Source organism: Coriobacteriia bacterium, assembly GCA_031292615.1.
Lineage (GTDB): Bacteria > Actinomycetota > Coriobacteriia > Anaerosomatales > JAAXUF01 > JARLGT01.
Map to the genome: position 1 here is coordinate 14,421 of JARLGT010000070.1, position 16,646 is coordinate 31,066.

20 protein-coding genes are annotated in these 16,646 nt (G+C 63.8%); 8 read left to right on the forward strand and 12 right to left on the reverse strand.

All coding sequences use genetic code 11. The features are described 5' to 3' along the window. Positions 1-33 precede the first annotated feature (33 nt). Genes P4L93_06095 through P4L93_06120 form a run of 6 tightly spaced genes read left to right on the forward strand, consistent with a single transcriptional unit; the run spans position 34 to position 5,782 of the window. Positions 34-810 (forward strand): HlyD family efflux transporter periplasmic adaptor subunit, encoded by a 777-nt coding sequence (locus P4L93_06095; GenBank protein ID MDR3686505.1) that lies wholly within the window; start codon positions 34-36, stop codon positions 808-810. Next, complete coding sequence (locus P4L93_06100) at positions 807-1,805, forward strand: ABC transporter ATP-binding protein (GenBank protein MDR3686506.1); 999 nt, start codon at positions 807-809, stop codon at positions 1,803-1,805. Before P4L93_06095 ends, P4L93_06100 begins: the two co-directional genes overlap by 4 nt. After that, positions 1,802-2,929 (forward strand): ABC transporter permease, encoded by a 1,128-nt coding sequence (locus P4L93_06105; GenBank protein MDR3686507.1) that lies wholly within the window; start codon positions 1,802-1,804, stop codon positions 2,927-2,929. Before P4L93_06100 ends, P4L93_06105 begins: the two co-directional genes overlap by 4 nt. A gap of 6 nt (positions 2,930-2,935) precedes the next feature. Continuing rightward, positions 2,936-4,054, forward strand: a complete 1,119-nt coding sequence (locus tag P4L93_06110; protein ID MDR3686508.1) for an ABC transporter permease — start codon at positions 2,936-2,938, stop codon at positions 4,052-4,054. Positions 4,055-4,073: 19 nt separating this feature from the next. After that, positions 4,074-5,060, forward strand: coding sequence for an ABC transporter ATP-binding protein (locus tag P4L93_06115; protein ID MDR3686509.1), 987 nt, complete (start codon positions 4,074-4,076; stop codon positions 5,058-5,060). Further along, positions 5,060-5,782, forward strand: coding sequence for a TetR/AcrR family transcriptional regulator (locus tag P4L93_06120; protein MDR3686510.1), 723 nt, complete (start codon positions 5,060-5,062; stop codon positions 5,780-5,782). The genes P4L93_06115 and P4L93_06120 overlap by 1 nt, the downstream gene beginning before the upstream one ends. Here the strand turns inward: P4L93_06120 and P4L93_06125 are convergent, their stop codons facing one another. Together P4L93_06125 and P4L93_06130 are read right to left on the reverse strand one after the other, a co-directional pair. Further along, the gene (locus P4L93_06125) at positions 5,783-6,982 is read right to left on the reverse strand and encodes an MFS transporter (GenBank protein ID MDR3686511.1); all 1,200 of its coding nucleotides are present in this window, start codon (positions 6,980-6,982) and stop codon (positions 5,783-5,785) included. It lies immediately after the preceding gene. A 166-nt stretch (positions 6,983-7,148) separates the two neighbouring features. Beyond that, on the reverse strand, positions 7,149-8,531 hold the full coding sequence (locus P4L93_06130) for an FAD-dependent oxidoreductase (GenBank protein ID MDR3686512.1): 1,383 nt from the start codon (positions 8,529-8,531) through the stop codon (positions 7,149-7,151). Between the two features lie 153 nt (positions 8,532-8,684). Between P4L93_06130 and P4L93_06135 the strand changes: the two genes are divergently transcribed. Beyond that, positions 8,685-8,960 carry a glutaredoxin family protein gene (locus tag P4L93_06135; protein MDR3686513.1) on the forward strand — a complete coding sequence of 92 codons (276 nt, stop codon included), beginning with the start codon at positions 8,685-8,687 and terminating at the stop codon, positions 8,958-8,960. Positions 8,961-8,968: 8 nt separating this feature from the next. Then, positions 8,969-9,886, forward strand: a complete 918-nt coding sequence (locus tag P4L93_06140) for a polysaccharide deacetylase family protein (protein MDR3686514.1) — start codon at positions 8,969-8,971, stop codon at positions 9,884-9,886. A 24-nt stretch (positions 9,887-9,910) separates the two neighbouring features. Here P4L93_06140 and P4L93_06145 read toward each other — a convergent pair whose 3' ends face one another. The 10 genes from P4L93_06145 to P4L93_06190 all read right to left on the reverse strand — a co-directional run. Next, positions 9,911-10,210 carry a hypothetical protein gene (locus P4L93_06145; protein ID MDR3686515.1) on the reverse strand — a complete coding sequence of 100 codons (300 nt, stop codon included), beginning with the start codon at positions 10,208-10,210 and terminating at the stop codon, positions 9,911-9,913. A 49-nt stretch (positions 10,211-10,259) separates the two neighbouring features. Continuing rightward, positions 10,260-11,258, reverse strand: a complete 999-nt coding sequence (add, locus tag P4L93_06150) for an adenosine deaminase (GenBank protein ID MDR3686516.1) — start codon at positions 11,256-11,258, stop codon at positions 10,260-10,262. A gap of 2 nt (positions 11,259-11,260) precedes the next feature. Then, positions 11,261-11,638, reverse strand: coding sequence for a hypothetical protein (locus P4L93_06155; protein MDR3686517.1), 378 nt, complete (start codon positions 11,636-11,638; stop codon positions 11,261-11,263). Between the two features lie 15 nt (positions 11,639-11,653). Next, positions 11,654-13,030 (reverse strand): replicative DNA helicase, encoded by a 1,377-nt coding sequence (gene dnaB, locus P4L93_06160; protein ID MDR3686518.1) that lies wholly within the window; start codon positions 13,028-13,030, stop codon positions 11,654-11,656. Positions 13,031-13,345: 315 nt separating this feature from the next. Continuing rightward, complete coding sequence (gene rplI / locus P4L93_06165) at positions 13,346-13,948, reverse strand: 50S ribosomal protein L9 (GenBank protein MDR3686519.1); 603 nt, start codon at positions 13,946-13,948, stop codon at positions 13,346-13,348. Positions 13,949-13,999: 51 nt separating this feature from the next. Then, complete coding sequence (locus tag P4L93_06170; GenBank protein MDR3686520.1) at positions 14,000-14,965, reverse strand: DUF2232 domain-containing protein; 966 nt, start codon at positions 14,963-14,965, stop codon at positions 14,000-14,002. A 7-nt stretch (positions 14,966-14,972) separates the two neighbouring features. Continuing rightward, complete coding sequence (gene rpsR, locus P4L93_06175) at positions 14,973-15,239, reverse strand: 30S ribosomal protein S18 (GenBank protein ID MDR3686521.1); 267 nt, start codon at positions 15,237-15,239, stop codon at positions 14,973-14,975. 85 nt (positions 15,240-15,324) lie between these two features. Further along, positions 15,325-15,759: a single-stranded DNA-binding protein gene (gene ssb, locus P4L93_06180; protein ID MDR3686522.1), complete on the reverse strand. Its 435-nt coding sequence runs from the start codon at positions 15,757-15,759 to the stop codon at positions 15,325-15,327. Positions 15,760-15,843: 84 nt separating this feature from the next. Then, on the reverse strand, positions 15,844-16,137 hold the full coding sequence (gene rpsF / locus P4L93_06185; GenBank protein MDR3686523.1) for a 30S ribosomal protein S6: 294 nt from the start codon (positions 16,135-16,137) through the stop codon (positions 15,844-15,846). A gap of 80 nt (positions 16,138-16,217) precedes the next feature. Then, positions 16,218-16,646: hypothetical protein (locus tag P4L93_06190; GenBank protein MDR3686524.1), on the reverse strand; the 429-nt coding region annotated here is incomplete at its 5' end.

A 16,646-nucleotide genomic window follows, 5' to 3' on the forward strand; every position in this document is an offset into this window, starting at 1 on the left:
AGCAGAGCAGAACAGAACAGGAGCGTTGAGGACATGAGGAAGCGCATCATCCCGATCCTGATCGTGGTCGTGGTGCTGGCAGGTGTCGGCTACTACTGGTGGTCGAACTACTCGTCGAGTGCCGCAGCCAACTCGGAGCTCGGCGGTAGCGGCACAATCGAGGCGCAGCAGATCGCCATCACGCCGCAGACCAGTGGCCGTATCATCGTTGCGCCGCCAGTCGAGGGCGTGGCCGTAAAGACTGGCGACGTGCTGTACAAGCTCGACCCGACCACACTGAAGCTGCAGATCAAGAGTGCCCAGGCTGGCGTCACGGCTGCTGAGTCGAACTACCGCCACGTCAGGGACGACAGCTCCTCGACGCGCGCCGAGAAAGACGCCGCGAAAGCACAGTGGCAGCAGGCCCAAATCGCCGAGCAGATGGCGGTGGTGCAGCTAGGCTACACAACCATCAAGTCGCCGGCAGACGGCATCTTGAGCAGCATCGCGCAGAACGTTGGCGAGAACGCCGTGCCCGGCACAACGCTGGCGATGCTCAGTGAGATCGACTCGCTTACGGTGACGATCTACGTGCCGGAGACGCAGATCGGCCAGGTCAAGATGGGCCAAGCCGGCACGCTGACAACCGACTCGACCACGAAGGTCTACAACGCGAGAGTCAACTACATCTCCTCGCAGGCTGAGTTCACGCCTTCGTCGATCGAGACCAAGGACCAGCGCGTCAAGCTGGTCTACCAGGTCCAGCTCAACATCACCGACGCCGACTCCAACCTCAAGCCCGGAATGCCTGCCGACGTGGTGCTCAAGTGACCGACGCCGCTCCCAACAGCGAACTGGCGATCGACGCCCGCGAGCTCGTCAAGGAGTTTCGCTCGGTGACAGCGGTCGACCACGTGTCGCTCCGAGTCGCCAAGGGCGAGGTCTTCGGCTTGGTCGGCCCTGACGGCGCGGGCAAATCGACGCTCATTCGCATGCTTGCGACCACGCTCGCCCCCACCTCTGGCGATGCTTACATCTTCGGGAAGTCGGTCATTACCGACCCGCATGGCGTCAAGCCGCGCATCGGCTACATGTCGCAGGCGTTCTCGCTCTACGGCGACCTCACCGTCACCGAGAACCTGCGCTTCTTCGCACAGCTCCGAGGCGTGCCTCACGCAGAGTTGCACGAGCGCTCTGCTCGGCTGCTTGAGTTCTCGGGACTGACCGAGTTCGCCAAGAGGCAGGCGCAGTTCCTGTCGGGCGGCATGAAGCAGAAGCTTGCGCTGGCGGCCACGCTGATTTCCGAGCCCGACCTGCTCTTCCTCGACGAGCCCACCACCGGTGTCGACCCCGTGTCGCGTCGCGAGTTCTGGCGCATCATCAGCGACCTACACCGCCAAGGAATCACCGTGCTGGTCGCCACGCCGTATATGGACGAGGCTGAGCGCTGCAACGAGATTGCCTTCATGACGCAAGGCGAGATCATCCTGCGAGACACGCCTACGGGCATGAAGCGACGCGTCCCCGGACGCGTACTGGAAGTCGCGGTGCCTAACTACCGCGAGGCGATGCCACTCGTGCGCTCGCTGCCGTTCGTGAAGAGCCTCGAGGTATCCGGTGAACTCCTCCGCGTGCTTGTTGCGCGCGACGAAGAGTACCCGAACGCGCAAGGCGAACTGGAAGCGGCGCTTTCCAACGCCGGCTTCTCGGTGCAGCACATGCGATCGGCTCCGACCGACCTTGAGATGGCATTCGCCACACTCATCCCCTCGGCCGAGCTCCCCAAGCTCACTGACGATGAGACCATTCTGGCGGTGGCCGAATGAGACGTATCTGGGCCATCGCGCAAAAAGAGTTCATCCACATCATCCGAGACCCGCGGCTGCTTATGGTCATTGTCGCGATGCCTCTGATCCAGATGTTCCTGTACTCGTACGCCCTTTCGTTCGACGTCAAGAACCTGCCGACGGCTACTCTCGACTTTGACCGAACCACACAGTCACGCCAGTACCTCGACGCCCTGCAACAGTCCAACTACTTCAAGGTCAACCAGACGCTGGGCTCGTACTCCGAGGTCGACAATGCATTCATGTCCAACAAGGACAACGTCGTTGTAGTCGTCGGTTCCGGGTTCGGAGACGCCCTCGCGGCAGGCCGCGCCGGCAACGTGCAAATCATTATCGACGGTTCCGATGCGAACTCGGCACAGCTCGCGCAGGGCTACACGGCTGCGCTCTCCAGAGTCTATGGCAGCAAAGTCGTGGTGACCCAAGTCCAAGCGAAGGGTTTCTCAACAGCGTCGGTGCCGTCGCTCAGCGGCAACACGCGGGTCTGGTACAACCCTGAAGGCAAGTCCGCTGCCTACTTCGTGCCCGGCCTCATCGTGGTGCTCGTGACCATGGTCATGGTGTTGCAGTCCGCCAACACCCTGGTCAAAGAGAAGGAAAACGGGACGTACGAGCAGCTGATTGTCTCACCTGTTCGAAAGATTGAACTCATGGTGGGAAAGATCGCGCCGTGGACCCTTATCGGCGGACTCGAGATCATCATCATTGCGTCCGTAGGCATCCTTGGGTTCAACATACCGTTCCGCGGCTCCGCGCTGCTCCTTGCCTTGGCGAGCTTGCTGTACGTGGCCTGTACGTTGGGCATGGGCTTGATCATTTCGGCGAGGGCGTCTTCGGTCGACACCGCGAACCAGCTCGCCGCCCTCGTAGGCTTCTTGCCGACGTTCATGCTCTCGGGATTCATCTTTCCAATCAGCAGCCTTCCACTCGCGCTGCAGCTGATCTCGTACTGCTTCCCAGGGCGCTATTTCATGGTTATCACCCGCACGATCTTCCTGAAGGGCGGCGGCCTCGAGGTTCTCTGGCCGCAGTACCTCGCCCTCACGATCTTCGCGGTCACCATCGTCACGCTCGCCGCCAGCATGTACCGAGAGAGGACGTGATCGCGCATGTCATGGCGTAGAATCCGCCTCCTGATCTGGAAAGAGTTCACGCAGCTCAGCCGCGACCGTTCGATGCTGCCAATCCTCTTCATCATGCCGATCGTGATGCTGCTGATGTTCGGCTACGTGGTGGGCAGCGACATCAAAGACCTCAAACTCGCCGTGCTCGACAACGACCACACAGTGCAGTCGCAACAGGTTGTCGATGCGTACGTCAACTCGTCTTACTTCACAGTTGCCGCGCGACCTCAAACCGAGGCACAGCTCAAGCAAGTGATGGACGGAAGCCAGGCGATCATCGCAATCGATATCCCCAAGGGGCTCGGTGACGCAGTCCGCCAGCACCGCTCGGCGCAGATCGGCGTGATCGTTGACGGTTCCGACAGCCGCACGAGCCAAGTCGCCATGCAGTATTCGAGCGGAATCATATCTTCTCTCAGCGGCAAGTTCTTCCCGCAACCGGGGGGGCTGAGCGCCGGCGGTGTCAACGTGCAAACGCGAATCTTCTATAACCCGACATTGCGCGCGGTGAACACGATGGTGCCGGCTCTGCTCGCATTCATCCTGATGATGTCGACCACCAACATCATGGCTCAGGCAATCGTGAAGGAACGCGAGCGCGGCACGTTGGAACAGCTCTTCGTGACGCCGATCGGGCGTACGGACTACTTGGTCGGCAAGGTGTTGCCGTACGTCTGCGTCGCGGCCGTCCAGGTGGTGATCACATTCGTGGTCGGCGTGCTGTGGTTCCAGGTGCCTTTCGACGGGTCACTGATCCTGATCGGCTGCGGGCTCCTGCTCTTCATGCTTTCGGCGCTGGGCATCGGCATGCTGATCTCGCTGGTGTCCCGTACGCGACAGCAGGCGCAGCAGACATCCCAGCTCATGCAGATGCCTCAGATGATGCTGTCCGGCTTCATGTTTCCGATCGCCGCCTTCCCGACGTGGCTGTACTACCTGACGTTCCTCATCCCGTTGCGTTACATCCTGGTCATCGTGCGGTCGAACTTCCTGAAGGGATCCACCTTCATGGAGCTTTGGCCTCAGTTCCTCGCGATGGCGTTGTTCTCCATCGGCATCTTCATCCTCGGCCTGTCGCGCTTCCAAAAGCGCCTCGCCGACTAGCAGAAAGCAAGAAGCAGACATGCGTTTCCCCTGGTCAAAACGTGAGATTACCGAGCGCGTGCTGCGCGATGGCGACAACGCCATTGACGTCAAGGGCCTGCGAAAGGTGTTTGGCGAATTCGTAGCGGTCAATGCGATCAATCTCGAGGTCAAGCGCGGCGAGATCTTCGGCTTCCTGGGCCCCAACGGTTCGGGCAAGACGACGACCATCCGGATGCTGTGCGGCACGATCGACACATCAGGTGGCTCGGCGACGGTCATGGGCTACGACGTCGACACGGAAGCCGAGATGGTGCGCTTGAACATCGGGTACATGTCGCAGAAGTTCTCGCTGTTCCAAGACCTGACTGTCGACGAGAACCTGCGCTTCTACGCCGGTGTCTACGGCCTGTCGCCCGAGAAGTTCGCCGAGCGCCGCAAGTACATCCTGCGCATGGCCGACCTCGAGGGCCGGGAAGGCGAACTGACCGGCAACCTCTCGGTGGGCTGGAAGCAGCGGCTCGCGCTAGGCTGTGCCACCATCCACGAGCCCAAGCTCATCTTCCTCGACGAACCCACCTCCGGCGTCGACCCCAACGCCCGACGTCAGTTCTGGGAGTTGCTGTACGAGCTCGCCAACTCCGGCGTGACGCTCTTCGTCACCACCCACTACATGGACGAGGCGACGCACTGCAACCGCCTCGCGTTCATCTACCGCGGCGACATCATCGCCGACGGCACGCCGCAGGAGATCAAGGCCTCTCTGGCCGCCGATACGATCCTGCAGCTCGAAGTCGCCGACGGCGAAGCAGCCCTCGCTGCGCTGAAGGACAACCCGATGGTCGAGGAAGCGTACATGCAGGGCGCGCTACTCAACGTCAACATCGGCGAGCACAAGGCGACCGACGCCGACTTGCCCGCTTTTCTCGGCAACGCTGGCTTTGAGGTCACACACCTTGAGCCGGTCGAGCCGACGCTGGAGGACGCGTTCGTGCACCTCGTGGGCCTGCAGGGGGGCAGGGCGTGATGACGTGCGCGGCCAGCGCCCTGAATCTTGAGCCGTACCGCTACTTCGAGGATTTCATCGAGGGCCGCCGAGGCGAGATCCTCGACGCGGCGCTCGCGGTCTTTGGCGAGAAGGGCTACGAAGCGGGCACCATGCGCGAGATCGCGGCGCGTGTCGGCGTGAGTGAGCCAGCCATATACCGTCACTACGAGAGCAAGGAAGCGATTCTCGCCGATATCGTCGCAACGGCTGGCGATCGCATCTCAGGCTATATGCGGCAGGGATTTGCCCGCATCAACGGCTCCAACATCGAGCCGATGCTCTACGAGCTGCTCGAGATGCGCCGGCGAGGCGTCGCTGCGAAGCACGCCGCGCGGGTGAAGGTGGCGGAGGGCGGCGGGCAGAGCACCGTCATGGCGCGAGCGGCCAACGGCGGCGCGGGCGGCATCATGCACATCCTCTTCCACGCGGCGCCGCACAACGAGCACTTCATCGGACTGATGCGCGCGCACCTGAGCGAGCCGATGATGCGGAACGTCGCCGACATGGTCCCTCGGGTGGATGCCGACTTCGGAATCGAACGCACCGCCGAGGAGACCGAGGGCTGCGTCCGCGTTTTCATGAGTCTGTTCGTCGGGTACTTCACGACGTCGCTATTCTTCGACGCCCCACCCAACGACAAGGCCATCGTCGGCGGGATGCTCGCTATCATGGGCTGGAAGCCCAAGGAGCAGGTCGGCTAGCTAGGCGCTGCGTAGCGCGCTGCTGCTGAACCCGATGAGCGCGACCGCGACGGCAGCCGCGCCTGTGAGCGCCGTGAGCAGCGGTATCGACGTCCTGTCGGCGAGTGCGCCGGCCCCCACGAGCCCGACCACCATGGCAAGCCGGGTCGCCGTGGTCAGCGCGGCCATGACACGACCGCGCAGCTCGGGGCTGGCGTGCGTCTGCATGATGGTTGTGGCCGGGATGAAGAACCACATGTTGGCCACCCCGCCCATCACGAACAGGATCACCGCGACCCAGATGGTGCCCGCAAGCGAGATCAGCATCAGCGACGCCCCGAAGGCCGCCGTGCCGAACAGGAACTTCAGCCCCGGCCGACCCGGACCGCTGCGCGCAACCGCGAGCGCGCCGATGAGCGCGCCCACGGCGATGCCTGCGTCGAGCAGCGCGAGCCCCGGCGCGCCCGCCTTGTAGCGCACGAGCGCCAGCGCGTAGCAGATCGAGATGGCCGCCGAGCCGAATACGGCCGCCGGGATGTAGACGGCCATCAGTTCGCGCAGGATGTTTGAGCGCCCGATGAACTCCAGGCCTTCGCGAGCCTCGCCAAGCACGCTCGGTGGCTCGACGCTGTGTGCTGAGGGAGCGCGACGGTACGTCATCGAGTAGATCATGATCGCCGAGAAGACGAAGGTGGACGCGTCGACGATGAAGGCTCCGCGGTATTGCAGCACCGACATCAGCGCTCCACCCAAAGCTAGCCCGACCAGTTCGCTGACCGATTCGGAAGCATTGTCGAGTGAGTTGGCGGCCATGAGCTGGTCGGCAGGGACGATATCGGGGATGACCGCGCGCTTTGCAGGCAAGAAGAACAGGGCGATGGTCGAGACCGAGAACGCGATGAGATAGGCCCAGTAGAGGCCGAATGGGACGACGAACGGAATCGAGAGCACGAGTATGCCGCGCGCGATATCGGCCCACACCATAGTAGTGCGGTGATCCCAGCGATCGACATAGACGCCGGCGAATACGCCGAAGATTGCGGCCGGCAGGAAGGTGATTCCGAGCATCAGGCCCATCTGCAGCATTGAGCCCGTGATGGCATAGACCATCATCGCCATGGCGATCTGATTGATCTTGTCTCCGACGACAGACACGATCTGGCCAAGCCAGAGGCGTCGATAGTCAGCCACGCGAAGTGGCGCGAAAACCCCAGTCAGCACCCGGCTCCCCTTCCGAGCCCGACACATGTCGGTGGAGAGCGCCGCAGCTAGCCGGCGCAAACCCCCTTACGGCCCGGTCCCCACCGGGCTCGAATCATGGTGGACTACCGCTTCGTCACTGTCCAGTCAGTCCACAGATTTCCCACGAATCGCACGCCGGGTGGCGCTATGCGCCTGATCCGGCAACCGCGCGCGCCGCAATCACACCACTTGCGCTGGACTGCAGTAGCCCTCGGGTGATCCCCGCGCCGTCGCCGATGGCGAACAACCCTTCGATCGTGGTTTCGAGTTCCGCCGATACCTTGACACGCGAGCTGTAGAACTTGACCTCCACGCCGTAGAGAAGCGTGCTCGGACCGCTGATGCCGGGCGCAAGCGGCTCCATCGCATCGAGGAACTCGATGATGTCCGTGAGGTGGCGGTAGGGCAGCACCGCCGAGAGGTCACCGGGTGTGGCATCCGCCAGCGTAGGCTCTGCAAGCGACTGCGCGATGCGGTCCGGCGTGGAACGACGCCCCGCCTTCAGGTCGACCAGCCGTTGCACTAGGATGCCGTCGCCAAGCAGGTTTGCGAGTTTGGCGATTGACCGGCCATACGTGATTGGATCGCGAAACGGCTCGGTGAAGCGCGTGCTGACCAGCACGGCGAAGTTAGTGTAGCCCGTCTTGGAGTGCGCGTAGCTGTGTCCGTTGACGGTAACGACGTCGCCGTAGCTCTCGGTAGTGACCTCGCCGTGCGGGTTCATGCAGAAGGTACGCACGGCATCGCCGAAGGCCTTGGTGTGGTAGATGAGCTTCGCCTCGTAGAGCGCGTCAGTGAGTCGGTCCATGACTGGCGAAGGGCACTCGACGCGCACGCCAATGTCGACCGCATTGTTGACGAGCGAGAGCCCGAGCGCGTGGGACTGGTCTGCGAGCCAGTCGGCGCCTTCTCGGCCGGGAGCGGCGATGACGTTTGGCGCACTTGCGACCGAGCCGTCGGCAAGCTCCACGCCAGTCACGTGTCCGCCCTCAGCGAGGATGCGCTTGGCAGCGACGTCGGTTCGAACTGTCACGCCGGCCGCTTCGAGCGCGACGCGCATAGCGTCGAGTACCTCCGGCGAGCGATCGGTACCCAGGTGGCGGATGCGCATCGGGACGAGTTTCATGCCTGCCAGCGTGGCCTCGCGCTCAAGCTCCACAGCGGTTGCCGGGTCGGGGCCGTGAACCTCCGTGGTGGCACCGTACTCCAGCCAGAGTTGGTCGGCGTATTCGAGCAGCTCCTCGAGCTCGGCCTTGGGTACGTAGTCTCCTAGCCAACCGCCTACCTCGGTGGTGAGCGTGAGCTTCCCGTCCGAGAACGCGCCGGCGCCGCCCCAGCCCGTCATGATGTCGCAGGTGCGGCAGCCGACGCACGAGGTGCGCCGAGCCGGACAGCGGCGGTTCGCGATTGGGTGACCCTTCTCCACTATCAGCACGTCTGTGATGCCCGCCCGAACCAACTCAAGTGCAGCAAAGATGCCGGCGGGTCCGGCACCGACGATGACGACACTGTAGGTCTCAGAGCTCACGTTGTTCCTTATGTTCGAAGTCACGTTGACTGTACCGCGTTGGTCTGACATTCCCGCAACGAACTCACGGGGGTTTCAGGCCGTCGGTTATCATACATGGGGTGTCAGCCCTGCGGGTTTATCGGCGTCTAGAGTTAGATGGGAGGTCGTGAAATGGCGACAGACGGCTCGGCTCGGCCGAATCCCCGAGTGACCATCTACACGACGCCCACGTGCTACTGGTGTAAGGTCGCCAAGGCCTATCTCGCCAAGGAAGGCGTGGCATTCCGCGAGGTGGACATCACCCGCGATCGCCGAGGACTGCGCGACATGGTTCTCATGAGCGGTGGCCGGGCTGTACCGGTGCTACGCGTGGGCGAGCATGCGATGACCGGCTGGGACGAGCGAGAGTTCGAACGCCTTCGCAGCGGCAAGTTCAAGCGACGATGAGACGAGTCATGACGCGTATCCCCAATCGCTCGGCCGCACGGCTAGTAGTCGCACTCGTGTTGCTCGGCGCCTCGGCGCTGGCGTCTGGCTGCATCGGCACATCATGGCCAGCGGCCGAGGTCGCGGCGCGCCAGGAGACTGCAACCGCGACATCCATCCCGTCGACGTCTCTTCCTGACACGTCCGACACAACCGCATCGGCACTCGCGTCCGAAGCGCCAGAGGACCCGGCGGGTGTGGTGTCGATCGAGCCGACGGTTGGTGTGACGAGCAAGGCGAGCAGTGCTCCGTGGCCTGCGTACGCGCCAGCGTTGCGGGCTCGCTGGACGGGAGTCTACTTCCGGCACGCGGCCATGGGCAGGAAGATGGTGGCGCTTACTTTCGACGACGGGCCCTTCGCGAACTCGATGGTCCGAGCCACCGACATCCTCATGCGGGCGCACGCGAAGGCGACCTTCTTTTGCGTGGGCGGCCGAGTGTTTCACAACCCCGACGAGACGCGGTACGCCTGGAGTCACGGGATGGAGATCGACAACCACACGTGGTCGCATCGCGAACTGACGCGATCGAGATCCGACGACCTGACGCAGATCCTTGCGACGGATGCCATCATCGGCGAAGTGACAGGAGTTCGTCCGTTGTGGGTGAGGCCGAAATCGGGCTCCGCCGACGCAACAGGCGTCGCAGCGGTATTCGATAGCGGCCACTTGCTCGCCGGCTGGAACGTTCACGCCGGAGACACAGGAACGTGGACTTCGGAGCAGATCACGAAGCACGTCTTGGAAACCGTCAAGCCCGGCGACGTGGTCGACCTGCACGTGACAAACCCGCGCACGATTCAGGCCCTGCCTGGGATGCTTGCCGGCCTGAAGGCCCGTGGGTATCGGATGGTCACGCTCAGCACACTGGCGCTGGCGTCGCAGTAGGGCGTTGGTGGAGGCGCATGTGCGCTAGCTGTTGCTGCGCCGCCTACGATATACCGCTCCGCCACCGCCGTGGGAGCCGAGGTCTATGAGCAGCGCGATGGCCAAGATGACCCAGTCGAGCGGGCTTAGCCCGTTTGGAGCCACGAACACGTAGGCAAGGGTCGTCCACGGCAGAATGAAGAAGCCAAGAATCGGCCAGAGTCCCGGGAAGAGCAGCCAGCCCTGAAACGTGAGCGCAAAGCGCCCCGGATTCGTGATCCACCAGAAGAACAGCGCGATGCGCGGCGCTCCAATCATCACCAACGCAAGAAGACAGCAGCCCATGGCCCCTCCTAGGAATTCCAACCGTCGGGGAGGTCATACCCTACAAGCGTCATTTGCTCCAGCCGGACCAACTTTGGAACTCGGCTGACAGGGATGCCCTGCGCTCAACCGGCAACCACGACGCCTCGACGGCGTTAAGAGAGAGCCGGCGAAGCTCGGACCGCGTCCACCCGCACGCCTCTTCGAGTTGGCGGTACTCGTCGGCGAGGCTGGTCTGAAACATCTTCGGGTCGTCGGAGTTGAGCGTGACCAGCACGCCGGCGTCGAAGTACTCGCGAATCGGGTGGGAGCGCAGGTCCGCACAAACCCCCGTCCTCACGTTTGACACCGGGCACATCTCGAGCGGAATCCGGTTCTTTGCGAGGTAGGTTACCAGGTCGGAGTCCTCCCGAGCCCGGGTGCCATGGCCGATTCGCTCGGCACCGAGCTCCAAGAGGGCGTCCCAGATGCTGTTCGGGCCAGCCGCCTCGCCCGCATGCGCGGTCGTGTGGAACCCGAGCTCCCGCGCCAGCTCGTAGACCGGTCGGAACGGCCGAGGCGGGAACGCCTGCTCCGAACCGCCGATTCCGATGCCGATGACCCCGAGGTCCCTGACTTCGGCCAGCGCTTCGAGCGCGCTGAGGCCGGATACGGGTCCCATGTCGCGAACGAGGTCGGCGACAAGCGCAATCTCAATCTCGGACACCTTCGCAAGCCCGGTGCGGATGGCTTGCGTGACGCCCTGCACCGACAGCCCGATGCTCTCGAACGGCACTGGCGAGTAGAACACCTCGGCGTAGCGGATGTTCTGGGCGGCCATGTCGCGCGCGACCAGCTCGGCGATGAGCGTGAAGTCGTCGTATTCGCGCAGGTACTGGTTCTTCCACAGCCACGTCTCGATGAAGTGCGGGAAGTCGGAGTACTGGAAGCGCTGGGCCAGCGCCGCGACGTCGGGGACCGATGGGTCGCCGCCGTACTTCTGGATGAGCGCGAACAGCGCCTCGTGAGGGATCGCACCCTCCATGTGGACGTGCAGTTCGACCTTGGGGATGCCGTCGTACCAGGTCATGGCTACTGCGCCATCCGCAGCCGGAACGCCGACCACGTGTCGTCGATGCCCACGATGCCTAGCGGGCGCATGCCCAGCTTCTCGGCCAGGTACCAGACGCTGTCGCGATTCATGTCGAGCCCCGCAGTCTTGGAGCCTTTGCGATAGAAGACCCAGAGTGCAGCCTTGGGTGCGAGGCCCTCGACGGCCGGAGGCATGAGCCCTTCGAGCTCGGAGCGCTCGTGGACGAAGAGGAGAACGAGCTGCGCCTCGGTCGGCGCGACGAAGGCCACGTCATCCGGCAAGCCGAGCGACTCGACGATGCCGGGAACCGGGTTGAGAACGGCGACAGTGGTGCCCGGTTTGATGCGGGCTTTCTCGGCGGGCGTCTTGTCTGGCATCACATCCCCCGCCCCCTACGCCTGGTTCGTGAAGTCCACGAACTTGGTGAACCTCTCCATGAACACGAGCGGGACCTGGCCGGTCGGTCCGTTCCTGTGTTTGGCGACGATAATCTCAGCGACGCCCTTCTGAGGACGACCTTCTTCTTCCTCGCTGTGCGGATCGGTGTTGCGATCGATGAACATGACTACGTCGGCGTCTTGCTCGATGGCGCCGGACTCGCGCAGGTCGGAGAGCTGAGGGCGCTTGCCTGCTCGCTGCTCGACCGCTCGCGAGAGCTGAGAGAGCGCAAGGACTGGAACGCCCAGTTCCTTGCCGAGAATCTTCAGCCCACGTGAGATCTCGGCAATCTCGGTCTGACGGTTCTCGGAGCGGCGGCCCTGGGGCTGCATGAGCTGGAGGTAGTCGACGACAATCAGTCCCTTTGGCTTGTCGCGCAGCTGGCGGCGGGCCTTGGCGCGAAGCTCGAGGATCGAGATCGACGGCGTGTCGTCGACGTAGAACTCGAGGTTGGCGAGCTTGCCCATCGCGGTGTGGATTGCGTACCAGTCGGCGTCTTTGACGAAGCCGGTGCGCACGTCCTGCAGGTTGATGCGGGCCTCGGCGCAGAGCACGCGCTGGACGAGCTGCTCGGCGCCCATCTCTAGCGAGAAGATGGCGACTGCCGTGCCGGCCTTGGCTGCATTGACGGCCATGTTCAGCGCGAGCGCGGTCTTGCCCACCGATGGGCGCGCGGCCAGGATGCACAGGTCGCCCTTGTGCAGGCCGGCCAGCAGCTTGTCGAGCTCCTTGAAGCCTGTGGGAACGCCAGTGATGTGCTGCTTGTTCTCGGCGAGCTCCTCGAGCTCCTTGAAGGAGACTTTGAGCAGATCGTTGATGTACTTGAAGTTGGACTGCACGCGTTTGTTGGTGACGTCGAAGATGATCTTCTCTGCATCGCCCACGACCTCGGCGATGTCGTCGGGCGCGTCGTAGCCCAGCGCAACGATGTCGGTGCCAGCAGCGATGAGCTGGCGTAGCGTGGCGGTGCGCTTCACGATGTCTGCGTAGTGGGGCCAGTTGGCGGCTGTTGGCACGACGCCCGTCACGTCGAGCAGGTACGGCTTGCCGCCCGCGGCCTCGAGCTCGCCGGTGGACTCTAGCCGGTCTGCGACCGAAAGGTGGTCGACCGGAATCGAGCGAGAGGAGAGATCCGCCATCGCCGTGAAGATGCGGGCATGGGCGGGTCGCATGAAGTCCTCGGGCTGCAGGAGCGCAAGCGCGCCCTCAACAGCCTCGGAGGAGAGGAACATCGCGCCGAGCGTGGCCTGCTCGGCTTCGAGGTTGTGCGGCTGGACGCGGTCGAGCCCGTTGCTGCGCGGGCGGGACTTGCGATCCATGATGTCGGCCATGTGGCGAGATCCTCTCTGGCGTGCATTTCGAGTCGACTTCGCCGCGCGGGGGGTGCGCGGCTCCGCAAGCATAGCGGGTAGGTCTGACATCGAATTGTCGTCACGGCGGCTGTCCACAGCCCCACGCGCCTGCGACGTGCGCGAATGCCCGTTATCCACCGAATCCACGGATTGTGAACTGTTTTCGTACCCGGCGCTTACCTGCATCGCAGGCGGACGGATGGCAGACGTCGGACTTGGCGCGACGGGCGAACAAGCAGCGGCGCCGCCCCCGAATTGGGAGCGGCGTCGCGGTTGGAGCTCTGTGCTTTGGTACTACTCGGCGGCCTCCGTGGGCTCCTCGGCAGCTTCCTCGACGGCCGTATCGGCCTCGACCTGCTCCGGCGTCTCCTCGACGACCTCGACGAACGGCTCGCCGTCGGCGCTGATGCCCTCGACGACCTCGACCACGGTGGTCGGGACCTCGACGTGGCCCTCGGCAACGACGTTCACGGTCAGCTCGGCCTTGACGTCGCGGTAGATGGCGACGTTGATGATGTGCGGGCCGATCTCCTTGATGGTGCCGTGAGTCTCGATCTTGCGGCGATCGACCTCGACGCCCAGCTGCTCGAGCAGTGCAGCCTCGATGTGGTGCGTCGTGACGGAACCGAAGAGACGGCCCTCGTCGCCGACCTTGGCCTCGACCTTGACGGTCTTGCCATCGAGCTTGTCGAACGTGCTCTGAGCGTCGCCGAGGCGATTCTCTTCGCGGGCCTTGATGTTGTGCGAGCGAAGCTCGAGCTGCTTCAGATTGCCCTTGGTGGCCTGGATGGCGACCTTGCGCGGAAGCAGGTAGTTCACAGCGAAGCCCTGGGCGACCTCGATCACGTCGCCCTCGCCTCCGCGGCCTTTCAGTTCCTGCAACAGAATGACCTTCATTGTTACTCCTTAGATGTCGCCAGGCGTCTCGCCCGGACGGCAGTTAGTTCTTTAGAAGCGATCCGACACCACGGGATTGGGTGACGACGGCGTCACGCCATCCCTCGGGAGGCGTCGGAAGTTGACCCAGAAATCGACGAGCCCTACAAAGCCAAGAGGAATCCCGGCCAAGAACGCGTCGATCACGGCGAGCGCAGCCAACGCCAGGATGCGCACGCCAGGACCGACGCCGGTCCTATCGAGCACTCCCGCCGATACCCCGAGGCCCTGGAGGCTGAAGAGCGCCCCGCAACACCAGACGAGGTTCAGTCCGACCGTACCCCACGTCGCGGCGTGAGCGATGGGCGAATACGAAGCCGCCAACGCAAACAGGCCGACAACGAAGGGCCACAAAACGTGCGGGCTCAAATCGAGACGAGCAAGCGACGGGACCATAACCGTACGGCCCGAACGCTTCGCCGCCCACGCAACCCCGTAGATCACGGCGATCGCCGTCACGAGTCCGGTGACGAAGTACATCATCGGGATAAGCGACAGCAGCGTGTTCACGGTGTCGTGCATAGCCTGTGCGGTTGCGGCATTGCCACCTCCAGCGGCTTGCGCCTGCTGGGCGACGGCCGCCTTCAGCTCAGACGACAGCAGCGCGTACAGCGACGTCCCTTGACCCTTGAGAAGTACGTAGTCGCGCCCCGCTCCAGCCACGGCGAGCACGGCTGTGAGCACAGCGCCGACCACCTGGGCATCGACCCGCGGAAGCAGGAAGACGGCCAGGAGCACCGCAATGAGCGCCGGCGCAACGAAGATGACGCTTTCGGGCTGCACGATCGCAACCGCGGCCACGCCGAACGCCGCTGCTATTCCGGCCGGGACAACGCGCCCTCGGTAGATCAACCCTGCCAAGCCCATCGCTGCCAGAGGCAGGCCGATGAGCGAGAACTCGAACGACAGGGTGACGCCGAGAACGACGGCTGCGGAAAGCAGCCCGAGGTCACGGATCTCTGCGGTGCGTTCGTTCACTGGTTATCTACCTGCCGCCGCGACGATCGATGCGACCGGAGATGACCGGAACGGTGTACGGAACGAGTGCCATCTCACGAGCGCGCTTGATGGCCATGGAAAGCTCGTGCTGGTGCTGAGCGCAGTTGCCCGAGACGCGGCGGGGCTTGATCTTGCCGCGGTCGGTCATGAACTTGCGCAGCATGTTGACATCCTTGTAGTCGATGAACTCGACATGATCCTTGCAGAACTGGCAGTACTTGCGACGCGGCTTGCGTGCGTAATCTGCTGACATGTTTCTTGACCTCCTTCCGCAACGGGTAGTCGCGGTAGTTCGAATTTCGGTGCGCGCCCGAGGGGCGGGCGCGCCTGAGTGTTGCCTAGAACGGGATGTCGTCCTCGAAGACCGGATCGGCCGGTGCGGCAGGAGCCGTCGGCGCACTGTAGCTTGCGCTACCAGCACCACCGCCACCACCTTCGCCGCGAGAGCTCATGAACTCGATGTCATCGGCGACGACTTCGATCTTGGAGCGCTTGGCGCCGGAGTCCTTGTCTTCCCAGGTACTCCACCGAAGCTTGCCCTCGATCGCCACTTTGGCGCCCTTGGACAGGAAGCGTGAGACCGACTCGGCGCGCGTGCCGAACATCACGACGTCGATGAAGTTGGGAGCGTCCTCCCACTCGCCGGTCTGCGCGTTCTTGCGACGGTCGTTGACCGCCACGCCCATCTTGAGAACGGCCATGCCGCTGCCAGTGGACTTCAGTTCCGGATCGCGAGTGAGATTGCCGGTTATGTTCACACGGTTGATGCTCATTGGGAAAACCACCTTCTGACGAAAACGGATTCGGGCTGCTTGGGCCCAGTGGTCCGCTTGGCACTACCGCCTGAGGGGGAGTGTCTACTCCTTGTCCTCGCGGTGGACGAGCATAAAGCGGATCACCGGGTCGGTGATGCGCAGCACGCGGTCCAGCTCGGCGATAGCGGCCGGCGCGGTATGGAAGTCGACCAGGACGTAGTCGCCCTCGGTCACCTTGCCGATCTCGAAAGCAAGCTTGCGCTTGCCCCACGAATCGACGTTATCCACCACGCCCCCGTCAGCGGTGATCACGCCCTGGACCTTATCCAGGAGTGCCGCACGGGCCTCGTCGTCAAGAGAGGGGTTGAGCAGAAGCAAGAGTTCGTAAGCCTTCATTTTGTCACCTCCCCTGGGCTAAAGCGGCCCCGGGACAATGAAGGCAAGGCCCGGGGCAGGAAATGAGCCTGTGGAGTGTATCACCGGCCCACGGCTGCCGCAACATCGTCGCAAACGGCACTGACACGTTCCTCACTCGAACCTTTCCGCCAGAGCGGCCAAAGAAGCCCAATGCCGCCGAGGATCGCCGCCAGCAGTAGCCCGAGCACGCGCACCGCCTGCCCCGCCGCGGCGCGGACGCGTGCCACCAGCGCTCCGAACGCCGAGCCTGCGACCTGCGCTTCCGCCTGCGCCCGGGCGGGCACTCCGCTTACGGCTTGCAGCGGCGCGAGCACGCGTTGCGCCGCAGCAGCTCCCACTCCCGGAGCCGTCGCCGGCGCAACGCCGCCGATCGATACTCCCGCCGAGAGCCGCGCACCCGGCACCGCCGGCCGCAACAGCGCCTGCGGGGCACTCGCGCCGGCGAGTGAGCCAGCGCCGACGAGCGACGTAGCCCCCACGTGCGCTCC